This is a genomic window from Haladaptatus marinus (assembly GCF_051194195.1).
In genome coordinates this window covers 142,847-168,297 of sequence record NZ_JBLZNK010000007.1, presented here as the reverse complement: position 1 = coordinate 168,297, position 25,451 = coordinate 142,847, and the positions used below count along the sequence as shown (strand labels likewise).

Here is a 25,451-nt window from a genome sequence, read left to right as displayed (position 1 = left end):
ACACCCCCGACATTCAAATCAATGAGTCAGAACGCCCAACCCGCAAACGAGCATCCGACCGCACAGAAACTCTTCCAAACAGTTCCTCTCGTCCGTCGATTCGTGACGAGTACCAGCGGCCAATCCACCCAAGAGTGGGTGCCCGTGAATCGGCCACTTCCGGGACACAACGCCGTGGAATTGACAGACCGATCGGTCGTTGCCGCGATCCGTGTTGACCCAGCGAACATGAGTACGAAGACGGCATCGCAGTGGGAGGACCGCATCAAGCAGCTAGACGAAGCCCTCTCAACAACCGTCGATTTCGAAATTGAGCAATACAGTACGCTTCGTTCACTGGATAAGCAGAGTTATCGCGAAGACTACCACGAAATGGCTGCCAGTCGTCCCGACGAAAAGGATCTCACGGGAATGGACCGCCTGCAGCGTCGTCTGCTCGATGAACGAGTGGAGATCATCGACGATGACCACGAGAGTGTGCTTGTTCGCGAGCATTACGTCCTCGTGAAGGTCATGCCGGTCGAACTCTCCGAATCATGGGACGACGCGGCTGGACTCTTTGGAAGCGCAACAAACCTCCCGTTCATCGGCGATCAGATCAAGGCCCGTCGAATGAACAACTACGGCGACGACCTCGAGCAGCTTCGCATTGACCTGACTGCTCGCCTGAACAAGCGCGTCGAAAGCGTCGTTCAAGCACTCGGAAGTGTTGATGGCATCACCGGGACGCCGATCTCGCTAGTCGAGTTCACGCGGTTGCTTCGCTCCTACTACCGAGCGGACAATGCGGCCACGATTCCGAATGAGACGATTCGGGCATTGATCCATGACTCGCCGGTTGTGGGCGGAAACGCCGATGTCGATGTAGACTATGAGGTCGATGTACAAGCGAAGGACAGCGATCCACTCGCCGAGAACTATCGGTCTTTTCTCGCTCCTGAGTCGGTTCGGTATGATGATCAGCGCTATCTCGTCCTGGACGAGGAGACCTACGTTCTTGGAATGTGGGTCGAGAATTGGCCAGAGAACCCTGATATCGGCATGTTTCGAGACGTATTGAACACTCCCGGCGTGCATATCACACTCTCAACGCACGCACTCGGCGTCTCCAAATCCGATGCCCGGCAACAATCCCAGAAGAACAAGATCAAACACAAGAGCGACTACGAGAAGAAAGAGCAAGAAGGCCATTGGGGAGCCGAGTCAGCTTATCGCAAGTGGCAGGCTGCCTCGGATATCGAGGATTCTCTGACCGAATCAGGATCGGGGCTGTTCATGACGAGTACCTACGTGAGCCTTCGTGCCAGCTCTGAAGAGCAGCTGCTCGATGCGGCGAAGACGATGAAACAGCGCTTCAAAGAGCAACCCGCCCGGTGCGAGGTTGTGCCTGCCCACTTCCAGCAGGAGGAGATGGCCCACTCGGCCGCGCCACTCGTCTATGATTCGATGAACAAGGCCACGCCGATGCTGGGGCGTGCACTGGCAAAGCAGATGCCCTACACTTCGAACAACATTTACGAGCCATCGGGAATCGAGGTTGGCATCCATCACGATCGGGACGAACCCACGATTGTCGATCCATATCTTCGGGGAATGGGCTACAATATGATGGTGTTCGGTAAGATCGGGAGCGGCAAGTCCACTACATCGAAGAAAATTCTGACACAACTCAAGGAACGCAACCCCGAGATGAACGTCGTGCTCATCGATCCACTCGAAGGGCTTGCGGGCCCGTCGAAGCTCTTCGATGCTGAGCAGATTGTCGTGGGGGGTGAGACGGGTCTCAATCCGTTGGAGATCAAAGAAACGCCCGAGGAGAAGCTATCCGTTGTTGGTCGGACGACGCCGTTCAGCGAGGCGATGGAGCGCTTCATAAGTTTCGTCGAGACGTTCTACGACCTCGAAGGCCGAGAACTCGAAGCAGAGAAAAAGAACGTCTGGGAGAAAGCCGGACGCCGTGCCTACAACGAGAAGGGAATCACGAAGGACCCGGGCACGCACGGCAACGAATCACCGACGCTTCGGGACGTGATTCAGGAGATTGCGCATATTGCTGGAGTCGGCGATAACCCCGAGATTCACCAGATGGGCGACCTCCTCGACGCTGATTTGAGTGAGACGGACGTCCCGCTGCGAACCCGCGAAGCGGCCGAACGGGTGCTCTCTGAGGACATTGAAGCGTTCCGGACGCGCTATCGCCACTTCACGAAGGAAACTGGCTTCGATTTGAACGCTGATGGCGGGAGTTTCTACCTTGACCTGCAACTCAAGGAGGGGAAAGGTGAGACGGGGCTGATGCTCGGGTTGCTCCTCACGTCGGTCTATGAGATGGCCAAAGAGAGCGACGACCCGACGATGATTCTTATCGATGAAGCGCAATACCTCACCAAGCACGCGGACAACTTGACGTTCTTGGAGCAGGTCGTACGTCACTCGCGACACTACAATCTCTCGCTGTTGTTCTCTACACAGTCGATCAGCGAGTTCTACGCGAAAGACGACGAGGGGACGAGTGCGCTCAAATCACAGGCAGAAGTCATCTTCAACAATTCCTCGATGATGTGCTTCCACCACTTGGACAATATGACGCCCGAGTTCGGGAGTGAAATCGGGCTCAACGCCGAGGAAGCGACCTTTGTCAATAGTGCCCTCCCCGGCGACAAAGACCGTGGCTATTCGGAAATGCTGCTCGCCGTGGACGAGGATGGAACACGGGAGTGCTACCCGCAACGGGTTGAAATGAGTATGGATGTGAACCCGGTCGAGTTCTCGATCGTCGATTATGAACCGAGTGACCACGGCAACTGGCATGAGTACTTAGAACGCCAGCTTGGCGACCGCTTCGATGATGGGCAGCAATCCAGTGATGAGTCGGAGAACGAGACAGAGACACACCGTTCGGTAGTGGCGGCTGACGGAGGTGAGCAGGAATGAGCCTCCTATTCCAGGCTGTCGAGATGGTAGTGGCCGCGTTTCACACACTCGCGAGTGTTCCACCTATCCAGCAGTTCTCAACGTTCCTCGCCGAGCGGCTGTTCGCGGTCTTCTTCACGAACAGCCTCGTGCCGGGGTTCCTGGGCTACTCGGCACCGGAACTCAACGCGCTGCTCGGTGACATCGTTGCGTCGTATCTCACGATCGTTGGTGTGTTGATCGGAGCCTCGAAACTCATTCCGGGGGTAGGTCGATGAGTCGCCTGAGTCGGTCAGCCGAGTACCGTGCCACACAACTCGGTGCAACGTCCAACGACCAAGCTAGTGATGAACTCATTCGCGTTCGGCCGTTCAAAGACGATGGCGGGATAGACACCGCGATCGAGTGGTTCGAATCCGTCCATCCGTCTCACTCAGACCTGAGTGGCAAACGAAGCGTGCCCCGTGCAGCAGAGATTGTCTACGACGGTGAGCAGATCAGCTTCCGCTACCTGCCGTGCAGTGATGATTTCCACTGGTTCCTCACTCGACTCCGGCACAAGTATCCTGATTCGGACGTCCGGCGGGAAGAGGCCAACCTCATACACATCGATGAGGGGGATTACGTGGCAGGCGGTGAGTGGACGCTCCGGAAGCACCGATGGTGGCCAATACGTCGCCGTGACCTCGAAGGGTTCCGCGAAGACGACCCATACGAGACCGTCCTCGGCGATATCGTGGATGATGCGGTGAAAGCCGGTGGTGCAACTGGCCGAGAGCCGATCCGGAGCGTCATCCAAGTCATGTTTCGCCCGACAACACGAAACTGGCAGACAGGACGGCTTCTGACGACGAATCTCACCGAACTCTACTATCATTTGAACGGCGTCTACACGATTCACGACCTCGCCGAAACAAAACGTGAGAAAGAGACAGCCGATGCAACGGAGATCGGGAATGTCCTTGATCGGCGTGCAAAGGAGAAGGCGTTCGATGTGATGATTCGCCACCTTTCGGTGGGTGACGACAAGGAAGCGGTCAAGCACCACGCCGAAGCGGTCGGTGCCTCCTTTGCGAGCTACTACAACTCGAAGACCGAGCAGGCGTTCATCGTCGAGCCGAGTAGTTCGCCGGACACATTGGCGGAAACGATGGCCCGCCGGGAGTGGTCGGGCGAGAAAATGCTGCTCACGTCGCTAGAGATCGCTCCAATTGTGCACCTGCCACCAGCAGATATCTCGATCGCGCAACTCGACCGCCGCCAGACTAAACGCGGCGAAGAGGTGCCGGTTGGGTCCCACGAGCACAGCGGATACATCACGGGGGAGAAAGATGCTTAATCGACTCTTCGGTGGTGGGAAAGACGATTCGGTGGATGAATCACCGGGGGGTAAAGCCGAAGAGAGCGCTACCGTTCCGACGACGATCACGAACGAACCGTATGGGTTCACGCAAACGGGTGCAGAGTACGCGGCGGATGGAATGACCGAAACAATCACCGAGACCGAAGAGCAGGGACCGGTGGCAGGCCCAGAGATCCGCGAACTGCTCGAACGTGCCCGAGACCATCCAGACATGCCACTGTGGCTTGGATACAACGATAGCGCCCAGCAGGGCTTCGATCCAGCTCCTGTGGAGTTCAACCAGCTCTTCCAGCATCTCTGGGTTGTCGGCACCACTGGTGCCGGGAAGACCACCGAAATGCTGAACTGGATGGTGCAGCTCGCGTGGGCAGGCTACGGGTTCATCTACTTTGACCCCAAGGCCGAGGACAGCAAAGAACTCCTCCAGAAACTCCCCGAATACCGGCATGACGACGTGATCTGGATTGAGCCAGGTGACGACGACCACGATCGGAGTATCGGGATCAACTTCCTCGAAGTCCCGGACTGTGAGAGCGAGATGGAGCTTGAACAGCACGTCACCGATCGTATTCAAGTTCTCAAGGCTGTTCTGTCGGGTGACGACTACTGGGGCCCACGGATGAATGCGATCGTTGAGTCGATGGCTCGGGCGATGATGCAGGCGAATCACGAGATCGAGGACCCAGACGAGCAGTACTGTGTGCTCGATATGTATTTCGTCCTCTTGAACGCCCAACGACGCGAGGACTTCGCCGACGAGATTGACGATCCGTGGGTCGGTGAGTTCGTCTCCGAAATCGCCGAAATGGATGATGACGCTGTGCGACCCGTGATCACCCGGCTGAAACCGTGGGTCGAGAGTCCTGTCACCCGTCGCATCGCGGGCTGTCGTGCGAGTACGATCGACTTTCGGGAGATCCTCGATGACGAGAAAATCGTCATCGTTCGTACGGCGGTTTCCGACGACGATATCAAGCAACTCGTGACACTCGGCACGCTTCGCCCGCTATGGAATGCGATTCAAAACCGCTCGATCGAAGGTGCGGAGAAAACGCCGTTCTTCGCAATCCTCGACGAAGCCGATCGCGTCCTTCACAAGAATCTTGACGTCGACGACATGCTGGCACGTGCCCGTTCGATGCGCCTCTCGGTGACGTTGGCGTGTCAGTATCCGACGCAACTCAAAGAGTCGGGTGTGCTCAAACCAGTCAAGAACAACTGCAACACGGGTGTGTTCTTCCGCGTGCTGGACGACGAGGACGCCCGCCCTCTCACGCGGCGGTTGAGTGACTGTGATATCGAGGATTTCACCGAACTCGAGAACCATCGAATCTGGTCACGTATTCCGTTAGACGGCGGCACCCGGTTCTCTGGTGCGCTCAAGCTCAAGACGTTTGCGCCGTATCCGAACATCCGGGACGAAGACGAAGCAGAGGCAATTATCACTGAAAGTCTGGAGCGGTTTGCGGCCCCGCCACTCACTGACGACGAGATGATGCGCCAGCTCAAGTTTGGTGGGATGAACGAAGCCGTCACGCCGGAGAAAGCGAGTGCCAAGACACTCGATACGGCGAATGATGAGCGATCGCGTGATGCGGCACTGAAAGCCATCTACGACGAGAGCATTCGGCAGGGGCAACCAGGTGAGTTCATGCCGATTGAGGCGTGTCTCGATCGCCTCACCGACTACCTACCTGCACGGGGCGGCGTTGAGACCGCTGAACGTGCGTGGCGGCATGTGCTCAAAGACATCCCTGAGGCCTACCTCGAATACCGCGAAGAGAGCGGCCAAAGCCAAGTGAAGGTACGTTCTCGGAGCTTCATGAACGTCGGCGATAGCGAGAATGACGGCGGGGCAGAACACTGGGCACCGATGGCTGACGCCTATGTCCCGATGACACAGCTCGGTTTTATCTTCGAAATTCCAGATCAGACGGGCAACGCAATGCCGGACGGTCTTGCACGGGTTGATGAGATGCTCGCCATCGACGACGCTGATGATCCCGAAGCGATCACCGCCAAAGTGACCACCTATCGGGACAATCACGCTCTCCTGAATCGGCTTGCGGGAGCGAAGGACGCCTATATTGAGAGTGAACACACGACCGGCAGCACCCAGCCCTCACAGACAGTGAAAAACCTCGCCCAAGCTCACAACGCCGGACATCGGTGTCTGTTCTTTGCCCGGGAGGAGGTGGCTGAGAACGTTTATGAGACGGTGGCAGACGAGCCGTTCTGTTGTCGGAGCAATCACCCGGTGGCTGACGAACGGCGGTTCTACACCGGCACCCAGATGCTTACGATCGATGGCGAGACGATGACCCGGCCTGGAAGTCGAGAAAACGTCTGGATACATGACGAGCAGACTGGCGAGTACGTGCTACGCGACAGTGAGGGCACCATCCATGCCCGGTTCGAGTCGGCAGCAGACATCTTCACTGACGCGAGTGCCTACCCCAGCGGTGGCGAGCGGAACATCAAGCCGCCAGTGATCCCCGAGTACGAAATGGATGGCGACCTCGACGCGGTGGAATGGGATGTGATCGTGGTGCCGCCGGAGACGCAAACACCGATGGATATCCGGCTGTATGAAGGCGAGACACAGACGCTACTGACTGATCTGGTGAACGATGCATCCAGCTATCAGCTGGAATCGAACGTCGGGAGTACCAATGAATCAGGCACAGACGGTGAGAGAGACGAGCATGAAACAGACAGTAGAGACGACCTGGGAGCCGAACGAGAGGAAGGCATAGCACCGACTGCTGAGAACGTGAGCGACGAACGCGATACGAACAGTGACGAGGAGGAAAATCCCGAGTCGGACAGCGGATTTGGCGTGTTACGATAGCTTTGTGTCGGCTTCGGCGAGGATCTGTTGTACTTGCTTTTGCGTTTCGTCGTCTTGTGCTCCGGAGATGACTTCGAGGATGTCGATGATAACTTGACGTCGCTGGCGGGTTTCTGCTTCGAGGTCTTCGATACGATTTTCAAGCGCCGTTACCCGTGTGGCAGTCTGTGCGGTTTCTGGTGGTGAGAGCACGTCGTCATGCTCTTCGATGAATGCCACGCCGTCGTCGGTGAGCTGCCACACGCGAGCACGTGAGCCACCTTGCCCAGTGTAAGTGCGATCCGGTTGTTGCTCAATGAGATTCCAGCGGGTGAGTAGCTTCAAGTGATGGTCAATACTCCCGGTTGGAACGTCAGCCCGTTGTCGAAGTGTTGATGTATCCAATGTGGCCTCGTCGGCCCGGTTGAGTGTGGCGAGCATTTTCCGGCGCTGGTCGCCCAGCTTGTCTCGCATTTCTTCAGGGGTTGGTGTGGAGGTGTCAGAGTCCATAGTATGCCTACACCCAGCACTATTGAGGTAGTACACCTTCAATATTAGGGCACTATACAGCTGTATCAATAACTCCCGATAGCTGTGCATGAAGCGGTAAACAACACCAAAAAATAACGGCAAGGGGGCACCCCCTCAATTCTATCAAAAGTTGGAAAAGAGTGTGCGCGACACAACGCGGGGGCTGATGCCCCCGACTACAGAATAAATTGACCTACGACGAAAACAGACAAATCCAGGACAGTGAGAGCCAGCGGGACCCCCAATCTATCACAAAACAGATGATGCACAGTACTGGCGGAAAGAGGGCACCCCAACAGGCGACCAGCAGAAGCATCTGAGGTGATGCGAGAGTGCAGATAGCCGGGAGCAATAGCACCCGGACAGTCTACCAGAGCGAATTCTCGACGACACCCAGGACACGAAGAAGAGGACAGTCCACCATGCAGAACAACCGGGAAGGAAGAACATCGAAGGAAGGGACAATCCACCGAGGTCACACGAGGAATACAGAGAGCGAGACAGTGGGACAGTCAGGCCGTGCCGATCCTAAAGGGAACAACAGACTGACGAAAAGGGGACGCCCACCACTGTACTTAGCGGGCCCGCTGAGGGCAACGCAGTGTAGCAGGAACAACAACACAGCACTGGCGGCAAGCCGCCATGAGTAGCACTGGACAGTGTGCCGCACAGCAGAGAGGCTACAACAGCACAGCGACAGCGACCGCAACAGCAGACCTGGAATGATGGCCAGCACAAGCGAGTGGGGCCGTGATTACCCTTGAGCCAGTGATAGACGAGAAAAGTGGACAGTCTGCCCTGCCAGGACATACTGAGAAACCCGCAAAGCGACTATGTGGGGTGCCAGTATCCGAACTGGAATGGGGTGCCGATGAGCGACACGCAGTCAACCAGTCTTGGTGCACTGACTGGGGTGCCAGTAGCACGTACTCACGGAATCCTCATGTGATGGCAAAGGTGGGGTGCCACATGGGCACCAAAGAAGGACAGCAGCGAGAAAACGAGAGTTAGCGTTGGTAGTAGAACTCAACGACTTTGAACACACCCCAGATGGTGATGAAGATCGAACTGATGAAGATCACATTTACCCAGAGGAGCGGCAGTGGTTGTGCAACGCCAAAGAGGTCAAGCCCAAAGCTGATGAGCTTGCCAAGGGCTGCATAGATGAGTGGCCCAATCAAGATCAGTGCGAGGAGCGACGCACCAATGACTTCGAGAACGTTCCGAGTGTAGGGCTTTTTGAGTGACTGAACAACTGAGCTCATAGTCAATACTACAACGGCAGCGATAATATAGATTTCTAAAATATTAGCTGTGTATCTAAGCGCAGCTGTAGAGAGTTTCACCACTAGTTACCGATGGTGGGTCAACGATAGAACACGGTGCACAGTTCTCTTGGGTACCACATGGGCGCCAATAGGTGAGCGACCGTCTTCCATAGAACGCACGAGTGGCGGCAGTAACGCACTGCCAAACTGTCCACAGGACGTTAGGGCACCGTCCCTGGGACGGCACAGGGCAGCATATTGGACTGTCCAGGGCTACAGCACAGTAGAGATAAGCAGGCGAGAGCCCGGTGGACTGTCCTCTGCGTACCAGCAGGAGAGTGGTAGGTTTAGTAACGGTGGGACTGTCGAGCAAGCGCTGTTAACAGCGGAACCCTGGAGTCTCACTAGCAGGGCTGTCAGGACCTGGGGCTGACTGTCTAGCCGGTGAAAAAGCAGATGAAATCCAGTGTGTTGCAGCTGGGTGGGCACCCATGTGTTTCTGCCGGCCGACTGTCCTCCGTACGAACGCAGGTCGACTGTCCACTGCGTATGAGGGATTGTGAATGGTGAGGGCTATGGGTTGGTGGTTGGCGTAGGCGGTTATCGGGAAGACGAGGGTGTTCGGCTCGGTTAGATTGTTCAAAAAGCGTGCGATATGCTACCGAGTAGCCCCTAAAAACTATTAGCACACCTTGCTTGAGCAGAGCGTATGGAGAACACGTCATCATCGCAGCCAGAGCCATCGATACGTACGACACCTTCGGACACGGAGTCGATCACTGGTGCCGTGGTGACAGCAGTAACTGAAGCCAATGGCACGAAGCCTGCGACCCCTCTTTACGAGGTGATTGACCCAGATGCCCTCGAAGCGCTCTATCAACATGGCTCACCAGAAGTGAGCTTTGAGTATATTGGATATCGTGTTACGATTCATTCTGACCGGACGGTTTCTGTTGCTGCCGTCGATTCGTAGAGTGCTACGAGTTAGATTCGTTCACATCCGATTCAGTGCCATCGTCACCGAGGCTCTGTCCTGCCTGCAGCAGTGCTTCGAGGCGAGGGTGTTCCGTGTACGAAACGAGCTGTAGTGAGGAATTGTACTCGATTACGCCATAATCAGCAAGTTTGGGCAGATGGAGATGATGGAGCCGAATCACGAGGCGCTCTCGGTCAGTGTCTGTGTGTCTCTCGAGATGTTCCACGAGTGCCTCGAGCGGCACAGGTTGATCGGCATGTGTAACGAGGTACGTAAGGATATGACGGCGGTGTCTATCTGCCAAGAGTTTGAATAGCTCGTCAAGCGAACATCGCTTGTCTGGGTTGTCCGAAGAGGAGTCCATCAATTTCACTGCCAGCAAAATGGATTTGCTGGCAGATTAAAATGGTACTTTACTGGTCAACCCTCGTGCTAAATTCACTATTCTCCAAGAGGTGTTCGAATATTGTTGCATATGCCTTTCGGAGATGTTCATGAAAGGCTTGCTTTGAAATACCCATCCTCTCTGCTAGTTCCTCACCCGTACTCATGCGTGGTTGCTCGTAGTACCCACTGAAGTATGCGATCCGCAATGCAGTCAGTTGTCGGTCAGTCAATTGGTCTTCGATGACGTGTCGAAAGACGTGGACTGTTTGAATCGTGTGAGAGGAAACAAGATCGAGATCCGGATAAATGTCGTGAACAGCATCGACAACCATGTCTGTTTTGACACTCGACGGAAATTCTGCAACGACATGGACTCCATTCTCATCATACACGGCGGCTTTGGTGTCGCCATCAAATTCATCGAAGGCTGAGAATAACGACGAGGTATCACCATGAACCTCGATGCGATGGGTATCGCCAACCGTGCTCAATAGTCGAGCATCGAGAGTGGTCGGGAAATTCACGACTGTTTTGCAAAGTCGATCGGGGGAGGTGTGAGTGACCGTCCAGTACTGGAGGTGAGTCCCATCGGCAAGTTGGACGACCGAATTCACTGTGATTGTTACCGGTTCATCGAACGTCTCTTGAAACGGCTTTGCGAGATTATCGGAATGAAATTCGAGTCTGAGGCGTGGATCTCTGGGTGGAAAGTCGTCATCTGCTGTAGAACGTCCCGAAGTATCATCTGGAGACTCACCTGTCATTAGCAACTGGTAGGTATCGTGTCGTCAAAACCCTCGTGTCTTGTGCAACTGTGTTGCAACATAGAATTGAGATCAGGAAAACCTCGTAGTGACCGCTGTACACTGCAAGCGGTCATTGATGGTGACATCCGAGAACGACAATTGGAATCATTTAAATTTATATATAATCGAAGTTGTTCAAGAACCACATCACCAGGATCTACTCATCGCGAACAGGAGATAGTCGAGTAGCCATATCATCAGTGAAGGATGTTGGTGGCCATGAAGGTCCACCCATCACCCTCAAAGCAGGGAAATATCCCTGCTCTATGTTCTGCTGCTCCCCGCGTGAAAGGTGCAGCAGATTGCCGTACGGTAGTGGAGGTCTTAACCTTGCAACTTTCGTCAATAGCCGAATTCCAATGACGGTCGTCGAGAGAACAGGCGCAGACGCGATGGGCTGTGAGACAGCACAAGACGGTCAACAGCAGCAGGTCAAGGGAAGTGCTCGGCGGCGACGTTCGTTGCGTGTTGCTGTGCTCGGTCGAGGAGGGCCGTCGCTGTCTCCGGTGTATCGTCGGTCACAGCGTTCGCACTTTCCGTGAGCGTTCGCTGGTCGGTGCTATCCGAGACCGTCACTTGGCGTGTTATGCAGAAAAAGAGCTAAAGCGGTGGTTAGTTCGGCAGTTCCTTCCGTCCTACACGAATGCACGGCCAGCACGGGAAGTCACCGAGGTTCTCACAGTCGCAGTCTTCGGGTTCGGTATCGTCGTCCCTCGAGGGGAACGCATGGAGCGTCCCGTCGTCTGTTGCTCCTTCGACAGCAGCCATGTGTTTGCAGAAGGCGTTACGGTGGACGTGATGCGGGCACGTGCAGGCCATCAGTTTCTCGGTCACGTCGTCGATAGAGACTGTGTATTGGTTCTCTTCCGGGTTCTCGTGACTCTCGTTGGTGACTTCAACGAGTCCGGGGGCATCAACGTCGAAGGAAAATTGTTCGGCTTGTGCGCGGTTCTGTGCCGTCACGTCAGCGCCACGGGCTGCGGATTGTTTTGTATTCATGGTCTTCTGGTGCATCTGGAAGACCAGTACCGGGTGCTGTAACACCTGGCACGTTTCTACACACGCCCGAGGGCATCATTCTTCCCACCATATTGTATTCGCCACATAGCATACACTAACAGGACTATACTTCGGTAGTGTGTACTGTGGCGTATGTCCAAAGACCGCAGCGATTCTGGGCGGTATAGGTTCTCAATCTTGTGCTTCATCGCGCATCCCTCGTGCTCCCCACAACAGGAAGAGATTGCTGGCAATTGCAGCAAGGAATGCCACTGGCACTGCCTGAGTAAGGAACGTCGTCTCCCACAGAATGATACCGAGAGCTGTGATGAGTGCCCCCCAGATAATGAGGTTGATTTTCACAACGTCGGGGAGCGTGCTCTTACGCTCAGAGACAGAGGAATTACTGAGTTCCATAGCATATAAAGGAGCGAATAGAGAATAAATATTTCTACATCTGTGAGGGTAGATGATACTTATTTCTGATGTGCCATGCTCTGTATCTATTTGTTTGTAGATGATGAGAACTACTATTCATCTTCCATTTTGATTGAGTGACATTATTCGAATTCGTCGTTGGGACGCGCATAGAGCAATTCGCTCTCACCATCATCGTAATCGCTCTCGGGACTGATGTCATCACAGATCTCATCCAGTCTGGCGAAATTACCATGGACAATATATGCAGATGAGCGAACGCGAGTCAGATCACGGTCCGCAATTGGCTTCGATGGACCATCAGTATGACTGAGTAATTGGTCTATCGTGTTCGTCGAACCAGTACCGGTCATGAAAAGGTGTAGCGCTATTCGTCTGCAGCGTCGCCAGCCATCTTCGCTGCGGCTTCGCGGTCTTTTCGGAGTTGTTCTTCCGATTGGCCCGTTGTCTCGGCCAATTGTTCGACCGTGAGTATCTTTTCCAGCGCCATGTTCGTATGTATCTCTACTTGGTAAAGACGATTATAAGTTTGCACTTGGCAGCTGTGAGCTGCAATCCCCCCGGCTGAGAACTGCGAACGGGAGTTCTCAGTCTCAGTTATTGGTGGGTGGTAGAGTAGTGGGACGATTGTCGGTGTGGGTGGTCAGGGAAGCGGTCAGGGTTTGCAAGATTGCCGAAGGTTAGTATAGAATACTAACATCGGCATCGTGCTAAGAAGAGAGACCGAGCGAAGGCCAGGAAAGTATACCTGATGAAGACGAGAAGAGGAAAACGAGTTCGTACAGGAACGGTCTCCAACGGATGTACTCGAGGTCATGAAATCACTCGAATCCTCTATGGTGAGCGAAATCGCGGACAAATTCGATTGGTCACGGCGGTCGGCCTATAACGATCTCACTCGGCTGCATGAGAACGACGAGATTCGAAAGAAGAAGCCCGAAGTTCATCGGGTGATCTGGATTCGGTTTGAGTAGCGGTTCGTCGTTAGAGAAATGAGTTCTGTGTAGTGACTAGCAAAAACAGGTTGATGTTATCTGAAGCGATGAGCAGCTACAAATCGCGCGCTTGGACGGTTTTGCGATCGTTTTCTTCGGCTCGTTGAGCAGCGTTATCGAGGACTGAAGCGACTTCTTCATCGAGTGCATCGTAGAAGTCGCTGGCCACGTTCTGTCCTTCGAGCTGTTCTTTCACTGCGGATTTGACAATCAAATCAGCCATACAAGCATCCAGACGGTAGAATACTACAAAAAGACAGCGGCAAAATAGTCGAGAGGGGACAGTAATTCGGATCACTGATGAGGATATTCTTCGAGTGATTCGTGCGTCCGAGTTTCCGGCGGTGACCGCTCGGTGGGTCGCAGATACAGTTGAGATGGAGCGACGGCCAGTACATCAGCGGCTCGAGGAGTTGCATGAGCCGGGTGCGTTAGAACGGGGGAAATTGAGTCCGCGAGTGGTTATCTAGTGGTTTTCCGAGGAAGGGTCGATCGTGGAAGAAGACAGGCAGATAACACAGGCGACGTAGACAGCGACTACAGTACCGACAACAACCGAGGCGACGACGCAGCAGCCGACCCAGCCCACGACGATGTGGACGCAGACCACCGTCCAAGTGGACACGCCAAATGGAAGCGACCGCTTTGAGGCCTGCGTGACGACAAGCACCGTCGCTCCGCCGCTCAGGTGGTCTGCCACGCGAGTTCGAATAACTGTCCGAAGGTCGATTGAAGCTGTGAACTCTGGGTCGCCATCGCCACGAATCGATCTTCCTGGTCGCTCAGCCACGTCACCAGGATTCGCTGGGAGTCGAAGAGGTAGATGCGCCCCTCGATGGCGTTCCCGTTCTGAACAGTAGCCCAGTCGTCCGCGGCGTCAAGCACCACGTCCCTGACCTCGTCTTTTGGGACGATAATACGGATATCGACGCCATGTTTGGCCCGATCGCGGAGTATCTCTTTGTGCTTACAAACTACTCGTCCGAGGCTGTCGCCCTTGGTTATCATCTGAATCTCGTCGGTGGCGCTTTGGCAGTACTGACCGAACTGCTTTAGAATGTAGTTTTTCCCTTTGTACGACCAGAACACGTCGATTTCGTCGTTTTGACGGTACTGGAACTGCTGCCCGTCAAGCGCGTCGAGGAACTCGTTGCCAATATTCCGACTCCGTTCGATTTCCGCTTCCAAGTTGCTCCGCTTGTACTGGACGTACTGCGTGATGGCGAGTTCCGGTTCGATCGGGCCGAACTTCTTTGGTCGTCCCGGCTGTACCGTGACGAACCCCTTCGATTCGAGCGATTCGAGGACGTCGTACACTCGTGATTGGGGTATATCGGCGGCTTCCGAGATCTCTTTGGCTGTCGTTGTCCCGCTTTGAAGCACTCCGAGGTAGGCACGAGACTCATACTCCGACAGACCGATTTCGTGTAGGTATATTTCGAAGTCGTCCGCGAGTGATATTCCCATGTCTATGTGTGACATTATCTCGGTTGTATATACCGTTTGCCAAACATTCTACACTTCGTATAATTCTGAACGCTTATGCATGAGGGAAGGCAGTTCTTTTTGTACTCGTCGAAGATACTCAAAATCGAGATCGGCGGTTGTGACGCCGACCGTGTCGCTGGCCTTAGCGACCACGTTCCCCCACGGATCCGCGACCAGCGACCTCCCGTAGCTCGGAACCGAGTTAGGCTTGTCACCGATTTGGCCCGGTGCAAGTACGTACGACTGGGTTTCTATCGCTCGAGCGCGTAGTAACGCCTCCCAGTGATCCTTGCCGGTGTGCTTGGTAAACGCCGCGGGAAGGACGATGACGTCGGCTCCTCGCTCGGCGAGGCTACTGAACAGTTCCGGGAACCGGAGGTCGTAACAGATGCCGAGGCCGACGGTAGCGAATCCGGCGTCGAACGTCACGAGTTCCTCGCCAGGAACCACCCGAGCAGACTCTTGGGTCACGACCTCGTCGCCGATTTCCACGTCGAAGAGGTGGATCTTTCGGTACTGCGCGCGCTGGTCTCCGTTCGGACCGAATACCACGGTCGTATTGTGAACTTTCCCTTCTTCGTCGGCGACCTCGAACATGCTCCCGCCGTGAACCCACATGTCGTGTTCGTCCGCCTTCGCCGAGAGTTTCTCAGTGACCGATCCGGGTACCACCTCGGCCGCTCCTCGATACTCGTCTTTGTCACCCATGAAGGTGAACATTTCCGGGAGCGCGGCAAAGTTCGCTCCTTCCTCGGCCGCCTCGTCGAGGAGTGAGAGAGCCGTCTCGACGTTGGCTGATTTATCGTCTTTCGAGTCCATCTGACAGACCGCGACCGTCGTCTTCGTCATACTCCATGGTACCAAATCACACCTAAAATACGTAATTCACCACCGAAGAGTGGTCGTAAACCGTCTTATACAGTGAATTGCGTTCACATGCCATGGTCATCAATGATCTTGACCGTCCCGAGGAGCGACTCGTCGAACAACTAGCGGGCATCTCACCGAACGACGTGGGTCACCACCGCCACTTCGGTTTTCCGTCCGCAGACGTGGAGTATATGGGCACTGGCCCCGAGGGGCCGCTGACCGTCGCAGGTCCCGCACTGACGGTCCGCATCCCACCGGAGGACTCCACGATGGTCCACAAAGCGACCGAACTCGCGGAACCCGGCGACATCATCGTGGTGGACATGCAGGGTCACACCGAGAACGCGCCGTGGGGCGAGATGACGACGCGAGGCGCGATGGCGAGCGGTGCCGCGGCCGCCGTCATTGATGGGGCCATCACGGACTCGTGGGATATCAACAAACTTGACTTTCCGGTGTTCGCCCGCGGTCGCTCCGCCCGAACGACCCGCCTCCATGGACGCGGCGGTGATATCAACGTCCCGGTGCAGGTAGGTAGAACGGTCGTCGAACCCGGCGACGTGGTTCTGTTGAACGAGGACGGCGTCCTCTTCCTCCCGCCAGAGGAGGCCGAACGCGCGCTCAAACAGGGCGAGGCCGCCCTCGAAAGCGAGGCGACAACGGTGGACCGCATCGAGAACGGCGAGTCCATCGCCGACATCTCGAACGCGAACGACCTCGTGGAAGAAATGCAGTCTGACTAACCATGACTTCGATTAGCCTCGACGCCGTCGGCAAGCGATTCGGCAGTCTTCGAGCAGTCGAGAGCGTGGACGCCCAGATTCAGGACGGCGAGTTCATCAGCATCGTCGGCCCGAGTGGGTGTGGCAAGACGACGACGCTCCGCATCATCGCGGGCCTTGAAGAGGCGTCCAGCGGCACGGTCCTGTTCGGCGAGGAGGACGTGACCGACGCGCCGCCGGAGCGCCGCAACGTCGGGATGGTGTTCCAGAACCTCGCGCTCTACCCCCACATGTCCGTCCGGAAGAACATGGAGTTCGGCCTCAGCGTTGGCGGTGTCCCCAAAGACGAGCGCACCGACCGTGTGGTCGAAGCCGCCGAAATGCTCGACATCGAGGAACTCCTCGACCGCAATCCGAGCGAACTCTCGGGCGGCCAGCAACAGCGGGTCGCCATTGGCCGGACAACGGTCTTGGATCCCGACGTATTCCTGCTGGACGAACCGCTTGCCAGCCTTGACGCGAAACTCCGCGTCGAAATCCGTGAAGAGTTACAGGAACTCCACCGTCGCATCGGCGTAACAACCGTCTATGTCACCCACGACCAAGAGCAGGCGATGACGATGAGCGACCGCATCATCGTGATGAAAGACGGCGAGATACAGCAGTTCGCCGCCCCTGAAGAAGTGTACGCTGACCCGAACAACGAGTTCGTTGCCCACTTCATCGGCACGCCGTCGATGAACTTCTTCGACTGTGAGGTCGCTCGTAGCGGCGACGACCTCTGCGCCGATCTCGGGTTCAACTCGGTCCTACTCGACGTGAGCGAGGGCGACCGGTCGTTGTCGTCCGGCGAAGCGATGCGGTTCGGCGTCCGACCCGAACACGTGGATCTCGTTGGCGACGGCGCGGCGGCCTTCAACGCCGACGTGAAGTTCGTGGAACCGACAGGCAAGGACAAAATCGTCCACCTCGAAGTCGGCGACGAGACGCTCAAAGCCATCGTGGAAGGCGAAGAACGCGTCGAAGCAGGCGAGACGCGCCGGGTGGCCTTCCGCGCCGAGCGCATCCATCTCTTCGAAGCCGACTCCGGCGACTGCGTGTACTGACCGCTCGGCCGGTTCTCCTCAGCAGTTCGGTTCTGTCCCTGTTCTTCCTGATTCGCTCATCGGAGTGCCGATTTGACCATTCGCGTTCGACTGCATCCTGTTTTCCTTCTCGATCGCGTCACTCTAGCGACGAGAAGGCCACTGTGGTCGCTGGTCGAGGGTCGTCACCGGCTGACGATGCCAGCCATTAGTCACGTCGTTCGAAGCGAGTGTAGTGACGCTATCGCCGAGATCTGAGAGAAGCGTGAGTGAAGGACGGAAGCGTAAGCGAAGCTATCATCGCTGTGGCGCTCGACGGATCGTCGAGCGCGTCGCTGGTCGCATAGACGCGATTCGAAAAGACCGCGAAGAGAAGAAGCTATGCGTGGCGTCGCGGCGACTACAGCGTGCTGACGCTGAACCCTTCCAGGAGGTAGTCGTAGAGGAAGAAAATGAGAATCATCGGCGGGAGGCTCATTATCATCACGCCGGCCAGAATCAACCCCCAGTTGGTCGTCGCGATGTTGACGAGGTTGGCGATGCCGATAGGGAGCGTGTAGAGGCCGTTATCGTTCATCATCAGGAGCGCGAAGAAGTACTCCTTCCATGACAGCGCCATCACGAAGATGACGGTCGCCACGATGCCCGGCAGCGATAGCGGCAGTATTATCTTCCGAATGATGGTAAGCCGACTCGCGCCAACGAGCCGCGCCGACTCCACGATTTCAGGCGAAATATCGTTGAAGAACACCCGTAACAGCATCAACGCGAACGGCAGCGCGAACGCCGTGTGCGTCAGCGCCAGCCCGACGCGAGAGTTGGTGAGGCTGAACCGCGAGAAGATGACGAACAGCGGCAGTCCTAACAGCACGAGCGGGAACATGTAGATGATCGTGCTGAGGTTGGTGACGTACTTCCGGCCATGGAACTCGTATCGCGTGACTGCGTAGGCGGCCGGGGTTGCGATCGCGAGTGTGAACACCATGGCGAGGACAGCCGTAATCAGGCTGTTGACGAAGTACTGGGCAAAGTTCGTCGTTTCGAACAGCAGTTGGTAGTTTTCGAGCGTGAGACTCGACGGGATTATCTTCGGCGGCCACGAGAACAGTTCCCGCGAGGGCCGCACCGTCGAGAGGACACCCCAGATCATCGGAATCATCAAAACTACCGTCATCGTCGCGACGAGGCCGTACGTCGTCGCGCGTTCGAGGTAGTGGCGCTGGCGGAGCGAGAGGTCCAACATCTACGCGCTCGCCTCCCCAAACGTCTTGAAGTAGATGGACGTGCCGACCGCCAGCACGACGAACGTGAGGAACGCCACCGCGGTTCCTTCGCCGAGTTTCAGGCCGTCGAGTGCGATGCGGTAGGCCATCACCGGGAGGGTCTCGGTCGCGTTGCCGGGGCCGCCCTGGGTGCCCAGCCAGATGATGTCGAAGAGATTGAACGTCCAGAGCATCCGCAGGAGGATGGCGACGAACAGAACGCTTCGAAGCTGTGGCAGGGTTATCGAGAAGAATTGTCTAGTTCGGGACGCGCCCATCAGTTGCGCGGCCTCGTAGTACTCTGCGGGAATCGTCTGGAGCTTCGCCAGCACGAGCATCGTGACGAACGGGTACAGCGCCCACCCGCTGATGAGGATGAGTATCGGCATCGCGTACGCGGGGTCGCTGAACCACGCGATCGGCTCGCTGATGATGCCGAGTCTGACGAACGCGTAGTTCGCCACGCCCGACAGTCCGTTGAAGAACCAGCGGAAGACGATGACGATTCCGACGATGGGAATCATGTACGGCGAGAGGATGAGTCCGGTAATCACTCGTTCACCGACGAACGACCGATTGAGGACAAGTGCGGTTCCGACGCCGATGACGAGTGTGACCGCGACTGAACCGATCGTGTAGACCACGCCGTTCTGGAACGCGTTCCAGAATCGCCCGGACTGGAGCAGCTCGACGTAGTGGGTCGGTCCAATCCACTCGCCGCCAGTGGCGAACAGGCTGATTTCCTGTAAACTGAACAGGAATGCCCGGAGGATCGGGTACAGGTACAACGTGGCCAACAGGATCGCGAGCGGTGCAACGAGCAGGAGGCCGACCTGATTCTCGCTCAAGTCGTCGAACCGACTTCGAAGCCGTTCGCCCACTCCGGTCGCTGCCGACGTCTGGTGGTCACTGATTTCTGCCATGAGACTATTTGAGGTCCTCGCGCATCTTCTTCGCCCACTTGTTGGCCGATGCCATCGGGTCCATGCCGTTCAACACCACGTCTTGGGCCGACTTGACGACATGCGTCTCGCTTAGTGCCTGCCCAGTGATGGAGTTGACCGTGCCGGGGTTCTCGTTGACGGCGATGATGCGACCGTAGTCCTGTGCGATGCCGACAAGGTTCCGGTAGTGGTCTTCGTACTCTTTGAGCGTCTCGCTCTCCCAGAGCTGGTCCTGTTCGAGGATGCCCTTGACCATCGGAACCTTGCCAGCGGGTTGGGACAACAGAAGACGCGTAACGTTCTCCTTTCGAGTGACGAACTTTATCAACTCCTTCGCCAGTTTGGGGTGTTTGGTCTTACTGCTCAGGCCGTACCCGGTCCCCGTCATTCGGGCGACTGGCGTGTGGCTACTGTCTTTGGCGGGGACGTGGGTCACGTGAACCTTCCCCTTGAGGTCGGGGTTGTACTCCTCGATGTCGCTCGGCATTAGGTTCGTCGAGTACCACGTCATTGCGAACTGGCCCTTGTACAGTGGCGGTCGCATGTCGGGGATGCTGGAGTTGTGAGCGCTCTTCGGACTGAACTGATCCATCTCCTTGATAAACGCGAGTGCCTCGGCGGTCTCTTTCGAGTTGTAGACGATTTTCCCGTTCGAGTTGACGAGGTGGCCGCCGTTGCCCAGTACTAGCATCATTGGCCACACACCGTGGAAGTGGTTGCTTCCGAGGAAAACAGGGTGTCCGTACTGATTCTGGTCGGACTTTGTCAGCATTTTCGCAGCCTTCTTATACTGGTTCCAAGAGTCGAACGGCGGCATCGGTGCACCGGCCTCCTTGAAGAGGTCTTCCCGGTAGAGCAGGTTGAGAACCGACCCGTAGTGGGGGGCGAAGTAGTTGTCACCGTCCAGTTTGAAGATGGCCTTCTCAAGCCAGTAGTCCGACCCGCCGCGATCCGAGATAACGTCGTTGATGGGCTGGAACAGCCCTTTCTTGGCAGCCGTCACGTTGTTCCCTGGCGACGCAAGGTTCATGATGTCATAGGGGTTCCCGGACGCATGCGCCTGTGACGCCTTTTGTGGGGCTTCGGCGAACCCGACGCGGTTGTACTCAATCTTCACGTTGTCGTGTTCGTCCTCGAACTCCGAGAACAGCTTTTTGAACGCTTTCTGCGTGGGTTCATACGCCGAGTTGAGAACTCGGAGCGTTTTCGTTCCGCTACTCCCGGTCTTGCCACCGCCGAGTCCACCGAGACACCCCGCGAAGGCGACGACACTGCTTGCGCTGGCCGTCGCCAAGAATCCACGGCGTGTTCTTTTCGCCCTCGTCACATCGTTGGGAAGAGTATTGTTATCTTCAACCATGATACTCACTCTCTCAATAGGGTATATACTACTTTTTCACCATGGGAGAGTGGTAAATGCTGTTCGAATAGTGACTCAGCTGCGAAGCCGCCGAACTGTTCGCTCGTCAATAGGAAGCCAAACAACGTTCATGCTCAGCCACTCGATGTTTTTCGATAAGAGAGCGCTTGCTTGCCTTGGTCAATAATCACAACTAAATGAACATCACCGTGGGTCTGCTCTTGTGCGTTGCTCGCTATCAACTCCGCGTCCTCGCGATATATCACGTGGATTGTAAACTTGCGTGTGTGGTTAGACGACAGCTGGTACTGGCGCAAGGTTAATCGACTGTAAAGACGGCAACACGCAAAGAATTTCCTCGTAACTACTCTAGATCGAATTGTGTCAGCAACAGAATAACTTGCCACACAGCTTGATGATGCTGGCGAAGGGTAGGAAGAGTAACACCACAGAAATGGAAACTGGTGTCAGTGCAATACTTGAGGCCAGAGTGCAGAGGAAACGACTGATAATGATATTTTTCGAGTGATTCGTGAGTTCGCGGGTCGTTATCTGGTGGATTCCAAAGGAATAGTAGAATTATTTTTTGAGTCTCCGCTAATGCTTTACTATGGACAAGAGTATCATATGTATGCCAAACCTCGTGAGGCGTCTCATCGGTTTCTTGCTTGTCCTCCTCGGAATCGGACTGATGCCTCTGACTTTTCACCAGTAGTACTATTATGGGATGTGATGGTTTTGGCCCTAATTTTTAGGGCATTGAATTTAGTCGAGTCAGAATCACAGAAGTTGATTTGCAAAAAATGGCGGTGTATTGGTACGACGGGTGTAATAGACACATTGGCTCTCTGCTTCTATTTTCTGGTACGCTTTGTCTGGTGATTGCTGGGTTATTTCTGCTTGGTGGGCCAATGGTACGCCAGACGAATTGAGGAAGTCATAGGAGCGGTCAGGGGTTGGGGTCGCTCGAAGTTAGTATACAATACTAACCTTGGAACCAGCACCAAATTCAGAAAAACGACCGAGTGACGGCGAGAGGAGAGAGAGGCGAGTTCATTCAGGAACGGAAGCCGGTGGATGTACTCGGAGTCATGGAACCGCTGGAACCCTACATGACGAGCGAGGTTGCGGAGGAGCTAGGGTGGCCACAGCGGACGGCGTATGAGGTTTTGAACGGGCTTGCCGACGAGGGAGAGATTTGGAAGAAGCCTGAAGCACGTCGGGCGATCTGGATTCGGACGGAATAGCGGTCATTCGGATACTTCGTTGGGACGTGTATAGAGCAATTCGCTCTCACCATCATCGTAATCGCTCTCCGGACCACCGATGATGAGATCTAACTCTCTGGTAATGCCGCCGACCTCGATTGTCTCCGGATAGCGCCCATCATATTCGAATTCGTCCATAGCATCGAAGCTCTCGAATGCGAGGACAACATCAACGTCGCTCTCTTGGGTGACCTCCTTGTTCGGGTTCACAAAACTTCCCGAGAGCTATGCACTGATAGGGGTTAGCAGAAGAATCCATACATTCAGTATACGTACTCACTGCCGACTGTCAGAACCGCCGTGCAAGATGTAGAGGTTCGATCCATCACGACGAATCGGTGTATTTCGTGCCATCGATTCTGATCGTCTGTACGTAGATTCGCTCGTCGAACCGACGACGAAGATGAGGTGAAGACTAGGCTCCGAATCGTTAGTTCGAGTTACGGGCGAATGTGAGAACCTCGTCGATGAAGCGGTCTGACGCAGTGTTCATCGGCTCATGTGATTGGCCGTCAAACCGAACGAGCCGAGAGTTTGGGAGCGCATCGGTGACCGCTTTCGTCGCAGCTTTGTAGAACGAGGGACTCGCGCCACCACCCAACACCAAGGTCGGCGTGGTCACGTTTTCAAACCGGGCCCCATCGAACTCGTACTCGGCGATTGCTTGCCACTCGCGGGGCAGCGTATGGGCCGCGGCCACCATATCCTGCCAGATTGGTGCCGAACGAGCCACATCGATTTCATCCGGCGTGAGGTGGGCTTCTGCTTGTAAGAATAGCATGAGCGTCTGCTCATTTTCACCGTCGTCTAGCAACCGTTTCATTTCAGCCACCACCTCTTCGACATCGAATTCGTGATTACCGACTTGAATTGGTGGTTCGTTCACGATGAGTTTGCGCAGGTTGTCAGTTCGCAGGGCCGCCTCTAGCGAATAGAGAGCGCCACTAGAATGGCCAAGGAGGGTCACTGGGTCGTCGATTGCATCGACGACCGCAGCCACGTCCTCGGCCTCCCGTTCCAGTTCGTATTCGGTGGCGTCGCCACTCTCGCCGCGCCCACGACGATCAATCGCGTAAACCGTGAAGTGTTCCGCAAAGACGGATCGCACGTCAGTCAAATCCCAGAACTCGTGAACGTCGCAAGCCCCGTGCACGAGCACGAGCGGTGGCCCGCTTCCCGTCCGTTCAAAGGCAATTGCAGTCCCATCTGCTGACGTGACTGTTTCTACTTCCCCACCTGCATCTGGTGGTGTTGCGTCTGCCATCGGATGATTCCCCCAACTATCCTCTATGCCTCACAGTCACATAGCATCATTGTCCGAAACATCCACACAGTTAGAACAAGGTGTGCGGCCGCTTGAGGGGGGTCAGTCGGTGACCGATACGCGCCCTGTATTCATCACGCAGATTCATTCAAGTCCGAGAGCTGGTACGTTGGAAAGTGCGAAGACTTCCGCAAATTACTATGAGAAGGCGATATTCGTTGACTTCGAGTGCATCTCGGATCTGTGGCCACATTGGCTTGCGTTCGTTATTGCCCATTGCAGTGGAGTACCGATAATTGGTTACTGTGATACCGGTACCAAGTCGCGATGCCGGAACCAGACATCGATTTCCTTGCCATCGGTTTCGATGCGGTAGCTGTAGGAGTCCAGTTCGCGCCCAGTCTCGTCTCCGAGAGTGTCCTGCAGGACGTCCGTGATGATGCCTTCTTTCCCGTGGTGTTCGCTGTCGGGATCAGTCTTTGAGATGTAGACCTGTACTTTGTCGCCCGGTTGGTAGGGATCGCTCGCAGGGTTGAACGTATCTCTAACTATCATTGCCCCTCGGAGGTTTCGTTTGTAACCGTCAAGTGTCGTCTCGGGGTGCGTGATTATGAGGTTCAACCCAACAAGGGTCCTTCTTCTATATCGTGATTCATTATTGTTTGGCATTAAATGGCATCTGCGGGAATTGTCAAACTGCCGTTACCTTGTCTCTTTTTATAAAACAAGAGCGAAGAATTTTCTTCACCCTTTTTTAAGGGAAATTTTCAGACCATCGTAAATCTCGTTAATCCGGTAAAGTAGCCCTCTTTGTGAATATCTCAATAGCTGGATTAAATCTTCAATATTTGAATCATTTATTTTATAAAAACCAGGTAACCTACACTCTACGTTGAAAACATTTATCCGGAAAATTTCTTGATTAGATAGATAATTAATGTTATCATGGCTTAACAAATAATCGCTTAGAAATTCATCATGAATAGTTCCATCCGAATCATTTTCATTGTCGTACACTCCTGAAGCTAAATACCGCTGTATTGCATATAGTTCACCAATCAATGCTGCTCGTACTTTATTTGCGTTTCTTTTCCTATGGTTCTGATAGATGAAATAAAATGCGGATAATCCCATAACTAGTAAGAAGAAGTACACGGCCGGGACAGGGTTCTGTTGAATAATTGTTATTTGTTGGTCGATAGTCTGATGTGAGGAAGGAGCACCTTGTCTTGCTTGTCCCCCATTCCCATAAAGTGATAGAGTGAACAAAGTGAGCAAAGCATTGACAACAATTGTAACAATGGTTGTAAAACTATTAATAAGAATAGAAATAATTGAAATAAGGCCGTTGATTAAGTTACCAGCTACTGTCGCGGTCGTTTGAATTATTATAGCAGAAATTCCTATAGAGATATTGACAATAGATTCTAATATCTGTATGTATATTCGCAATTCCTTTAGTGGCACTCCTAGCCTAACCAAAGCAAATGCGGATATGTTGACGAGAACCCCAATGATAAGAACAAGCCACGTAATTCGTGATCGAAAAATTCTTGATAGTGTGGACAATAATCGTTGGGATTTCTTTCTACCTATTGTTCTATATTTTTTTGTGCTCATGACTTCCCCCCCAATTTGCTAACTGTTTCCTTCCATCCTTGCGATTGGCTCACTGACGAACT

General features: G+C 54.8%; 27 protein-coding genes. 9 read left to right on the top strand and 18 right to left on the bottom strand.

Annotation, left to right across the window (positions count from 1 at the left end; genetic code table 11):
- The first annotated feature begins 21 nt into the window (after window positions 1-21).
- From ACN2TU_RS22860 to ACN2TU_RS22845, 4 genes are read left to right on the top strand one after another with little or no spacing between them, the layout of a single operon-like run.
- A complete protein-coding gene (locus ACN2TU_RS22860) occupies window positions 22-2,934 on the top strand; it encodes a VirB4 family type IV secretion system protein (protein ID WP_435158716.1) in 2,913 nt (970 codons plus the stop codon).
- The gene (locus tag ACN2TU_RS22855) at window positions 2,931-3,191 is read left to right on the top strand and encodes a hypothetical protein (protein WP_435158714.1); all 261 of its coding nucleotides are present in this window, start codon (window positions 2,931-2,933) and stop codon (window positions 3,189-3,191) included. The genes ACN2TU_RS22860 and ACN2TU_RS22855 overlap by 4 nt, the downstream gene beginning before the upstream one ends.
- Window positions 3,188-4,252, top strand: a complete 1,065-nt coding sequence (locus tag ACN2TU_RS22850; RefSeq protein WP_435158711.1) for a DUF8128 domain-containing protein — start codon at window positions 3,188-3,190, stop codon at window positions 4,250-4,252. Before ACN2TU_RS22855 ends, ACN2TU_RS22850 begins: the two co-directional genes overlap by 4 nt.
- Window positions 4,245-7,127 (top strand): type IV secretory system conjugative DNA transfer family protein, encoded by a 2,883-nt coding sequence (locus tag ACN2TU_RS22845; protein ID WP_435158709.1) that lies wholly within the window; start codon window positions 4,245-4,247, stop codon window positions 7,125-7,127. Before ACN2TU_RS22850 ends, ACN2TU_RS22845 begins: the two co-directional genes overlap by 8 nt.
- Here ACN2TU_RS22845 and ACN2TU_RS22840 read toward each other — a convergent pair.
- Together ACN2TU_RS22840 and ACN2TU_RS22835 are read right to left on the bottom strand one after the other, a co-directional pair.
- Window positions 7,119-7,580, bottom strand: coding sequence for a hypothetical protein (locus ACN2TU_RS22840; protein WP_435158707.1), 462 nt, complete (start codon window positions 7,578-7,580; stop codon window positions 7,119-7,121). The two genes, ACN2TU_RS22845 and ACN2TU_RS22840, sit on opposite strands and share 9 nt — an antisense overlap.
- 1,064 nt (window positions 7,581-8,644) lie before the next feature.
- On the bottom strand, window positions 8,645-8,902 hold the full coding sequence (locus ACN2TU_RS22835) for a hypothetical protein (protein ID WP_435158706.1): 258 nt from the start codon (window positions 8,900-8,902) through the stop codon (window positions 8,645-8,647).
- A 712-nt stretch (window positions 8,903-9,614) separates the two neighbouring features.
- Here ACN2TU_RS22835 and ACN2TU_RS22830 point away from each other — a divergent pair.
- Window positions 9,615-9,878: a HalOD1 output domain-containing protein gene (locus tag ACN2TU_RS22830; protein ID WP_435158703.1), complete on the top strand. Its 264-nt coding sequence runs from the start codon at window positions 9,615-9,617 to the stop codon at window positions 9,876-9,878.
- 4 nt (window positions 9,879-9,882) lie between these two features.
- Here ACN2TU_RS22830 and ACN2TU_RS22825 read toward each other — a convergent pair whose 3' ends face one another.
- The 7 genes from ACN2TU_RS22825 to ACN2TU_RS22795 all read right to left on the bottom strand — a co-directional run bounded on the left by ACN2TU_RS22825 (window position 9,883) and on the right by ACN2TU_RS22795 (window position 13,729).
- Window positions 9,883-10,245: a DUF7344 domain-containing protein gene (locus tag ACN2TU_RS22825; RefSeq protein WP_435158702.1), complete on the bottom strand. Its 363-nt coding sequence runs from the start codon at window positions 10,243-10,245 to the stop codon at window positions 9,883-9,885.
- A gap of 49 nt (window positions 10,246-10,294) precedes the next feature.
- On the bottom strand, window positions 10,295-11,032 hold the full coding sequence (locus tag ACN2TU_RS22820) for a helix-turn-helix domain-containing protein (RefSeq protein WP_435158699.1): 738 nt from the start codon (window positions 11,030-11,032) through the stop codon (window positions 10,295-10,297).
- Window positions 11,033-11,506: 474 nt separating this feature from the next.
- A complete protein-coding gene (locus ACN2TU_RS22815) occupies window positions 11,507-11,650 on the bottom strand; it encodes a hypothetical protein (RefSeq protein WP_435158697.1) in 144 nt (47 codons plus the stop codon).
- Window positions 11,651-11,686: 36 nt separating this feature from the next.
- Window positions 11,687-12,073 carry an SWIM zinc finger family protein gene (locus tag ACN2TU_RS22810; protein WP_435158696.1) on the bottom strand — a complete coding sequence of 129 codons (387 nt, stop codon included), beginning with the start codon at window positions 12,071-12,073 and terminating at the stop codon, window positions 11,687-11,689.
- Window positions 12,074-12,265: 192 nt separating this feature from the next.
- On the bottom strand, window positions 12,266-12,490 hold the full coding sequence (locus ACN2TU_RS22805; RefSeq protein ID WP_435158693.1) for a hypothetical protein: 225 nt from the start codon (window positions 12,488-12,490) through the stop codon (window positions 12,266-12,268).
- A 388-nt stretch (window positions 12,491-12,878) separates the two neighbouring features.
- Window positions 12,879-13,001 (bottom strand): hypothetical protein, encoded by a 123-nt coding sequence (locus ACN2TU_RS22800; protein ID WP_266083363.1) that lies wholly within the window; start codon window positions 12,999-13,001, stop codon window positions 12,879-12,881.
- Window positions 13,002-13,561: 560 nt separating this feature from the next.
- Window positions 13,562-13,729 carry a DUF1931 domain-containing protein gene (locus tag ACN2TU_RS22795; RefSeq protein WP_435158690.1) on the bottom strand — a complete coding sequence of 56 codons (168 nt, stop codon included), beginning with the start codon at window positions 13,727-13,729 and terminating at the stop codon, window positions 13,562-13,564.
- 246 nt (window positions 13,730-13,975) lie between these two features.
- Here ACN2TU_RS22795 and ACN2TU_RS22790 point away from each other — a divergent pair, with 246 nt between their 5' ends.
- Entirely contained in the window at window positions 13,976-14,155 is a 180-nt protein-coding gene (locus ACN2TU_RS22790; RefSeq protein ID WP_435158687.1) for a hypothetical protein, read from the top strand.
- Window positions 14,156-14,190: 35 nt separating this feature from the next.
- Here the strand turns inward: ACN2TU_RS22790 and ACN2TU_RS22785 are convergent, their stop codons facing one another.
- Together ACN2TU_RS22785 and ACN2TU_RS22780 are read right to left on the bottom strand one after the other, a co-directional pair.
- Window positions 14,191-14,973, bottom strand: a complete 783-nt coding sequence (locus ACN2TU_RS22785) for a TrmB family transcriptional regulator (protein ID WP_435158685.1) — start codon at window positions 14,971-14,973, stop codon at window positions 14,191-14,193.
- Between the two features lie 48 nt (window positions 14,974-15,021).
- Window positions 15,022-15,843 carry a carbon-nitrogen hydrolase family protein gene (locus ACN2TU_RS22780; protein ID WP_435158683.1) on the bottom strand — a complete coding sequence of 274 codons (822 nt, stop codon included), beginning with the start codon at window positions 15,841-15,843 and terminating at the stop codon, window positions 15,022-15,024.
- Window positions 15,844-15,935: 92 nt separating this feature from the next.
- Between ACN2TU_RS22780 and ACN2TU_RS22775 the strand changes: the two genes are divergently transcribed.
- Window positions 15,936-16,607, top strand: a complete 672-nt coding sequence (locus ACN2TU_RS22775; protein WP_435158681.1) for an RraA family protein — start codon at window positions 15,936-15,938, stop codon at window positions 16,605-16,607.
- Window positions 16,608-16,609: 2 nt separating this feature from the next.
- Window positions 16,610-17,692 (top strand): ABC transporter ATP-binding protein, encoded by a 1,083-nt coding sequence (locus tag ACN2TU_RS22770; protein ID WP_435158679.1) that lies wholly within the window; start codon window positions 16,610-16,612, stop codon window positions 17,690-17,692.
- Between the two features lie 379 nt (window positions 17,693-18,071).
- On the opposite strand, the gene ACN2TU_RS22765 is transcribed toward ACN2TU_RS22770, so the two are convergent.
- The 3 genes from ACN2TU_RS22765 to ACN2TU_RS22755 are packed head-to-tail and all read right to left on the bottom strand — an operon-like array spanning window position 18,072 to window position 21,237.
- Window positions 18,072-18,914, bottom strand: coding sequence for a carbohydrate ABC transporter permease (locus ACN2TU_RS22765; RefSeq protein ID WP_435158676.1), 843 nt, complete (start codon window positions 18,912-18,914; stop codon window positions 18,072-18,074).
- Complete coding sequence (locus ACN2TU_RS22760; protein ID WP_435158674.1) at window positions 18,915-19,856, bottom strand: carbohydrate ABC transporter permease; 942 nt, start codon at window positions 19,854-19,856, stop codon at window positions 18,915-18,917.
- 4 nt (window positions 19,857-19,860) lie between these two features.
- Window positions 19,861-21,237 carry an ABC transporter substrate-binding protein gene (locus tag ACN2TU_RS22755; RefSeq protein ID WP_435158671.1) on the bottom strand — a complete coding sequence of 459 codons (1,377 nt, stop codon included), beginning with the start codon at window positions 21,235-21,237 and terminating at the stop codon, window positions 19,861-19,863.
- Between the two features lie 1,025 nt (window positions 21,238-22,262).
- Between ACN2TU_RS22755 and ACN2TU_RS22750 the strand changes: the two genes are divergently transcribed.
- Window positions 22,263-22,484: a hypothetical protein gene (locus ACN2TU_RS22750; RefSeq protein WP_435158669.1), complete on the top strand. Its 222-nt coding sequence runs from the start codon at window positions 22,263-22,265 to the stop codon at window positions 22,482-22,484.
- A 3-nt stretch (window positions 22,485-22,487) separates the two neighbouring features.
- On the opposite strand, the gene ACN2TU_RS22745 is transcribed toward ACN2TU_RS22750, so the two are convergent.
- From ACN2TU_RS22745 to ACN2TU_RS22730, 4 genes are all read right to left on the bottom strand, one after another.
- Entirely contained in the window at window positions 22,488-22,715 is a 228-nt protein-coding gene (locus tag ACN2TU_RS22745) for a hypothetical protein (RefSeq protein ID WP_435158667.1), read from the bottom strand.
- Window positions 22,716-22,935: 220 nt separating this feature from the next.
- A complete protein-coding gene (locus tag ACN2TU_RS22740) occupies window positions 22,936-23,769 on the bottom strand; it encodes an alpha/beta fold hydrolase (RefSeq protein ID WP_435158665.1) in 834 nt (277 codons plus the stop codon).
- Between the two features lie 300 nt (window positions 23,770-24,069).
- Window positions 24,070-24,324, bottom strand: a complete 255-nt coding sequence (locus ACN2TU_RS22735; protein WP_435158662.1) for a DUF8139 family protein — start codon at window positions 24,322-24,324, stop codon at window positions 24,070-24,072.
- A gap of 189 nt (window positions 24,325-24,513) precedes the next feature.
- Complete coding sequence (locus tag ACN2TU_RS22730; protein WP_435158660.1) at window positions 24,514-25,389, bottom strand: hypothetical protein; 876 nt, start codon at window positions 25,387-25,389, stop codon at window positions 24,514-24,516.
- Between the last annotated feature and the right edge of the window lie 62 nt (window positions 25,390-25,451).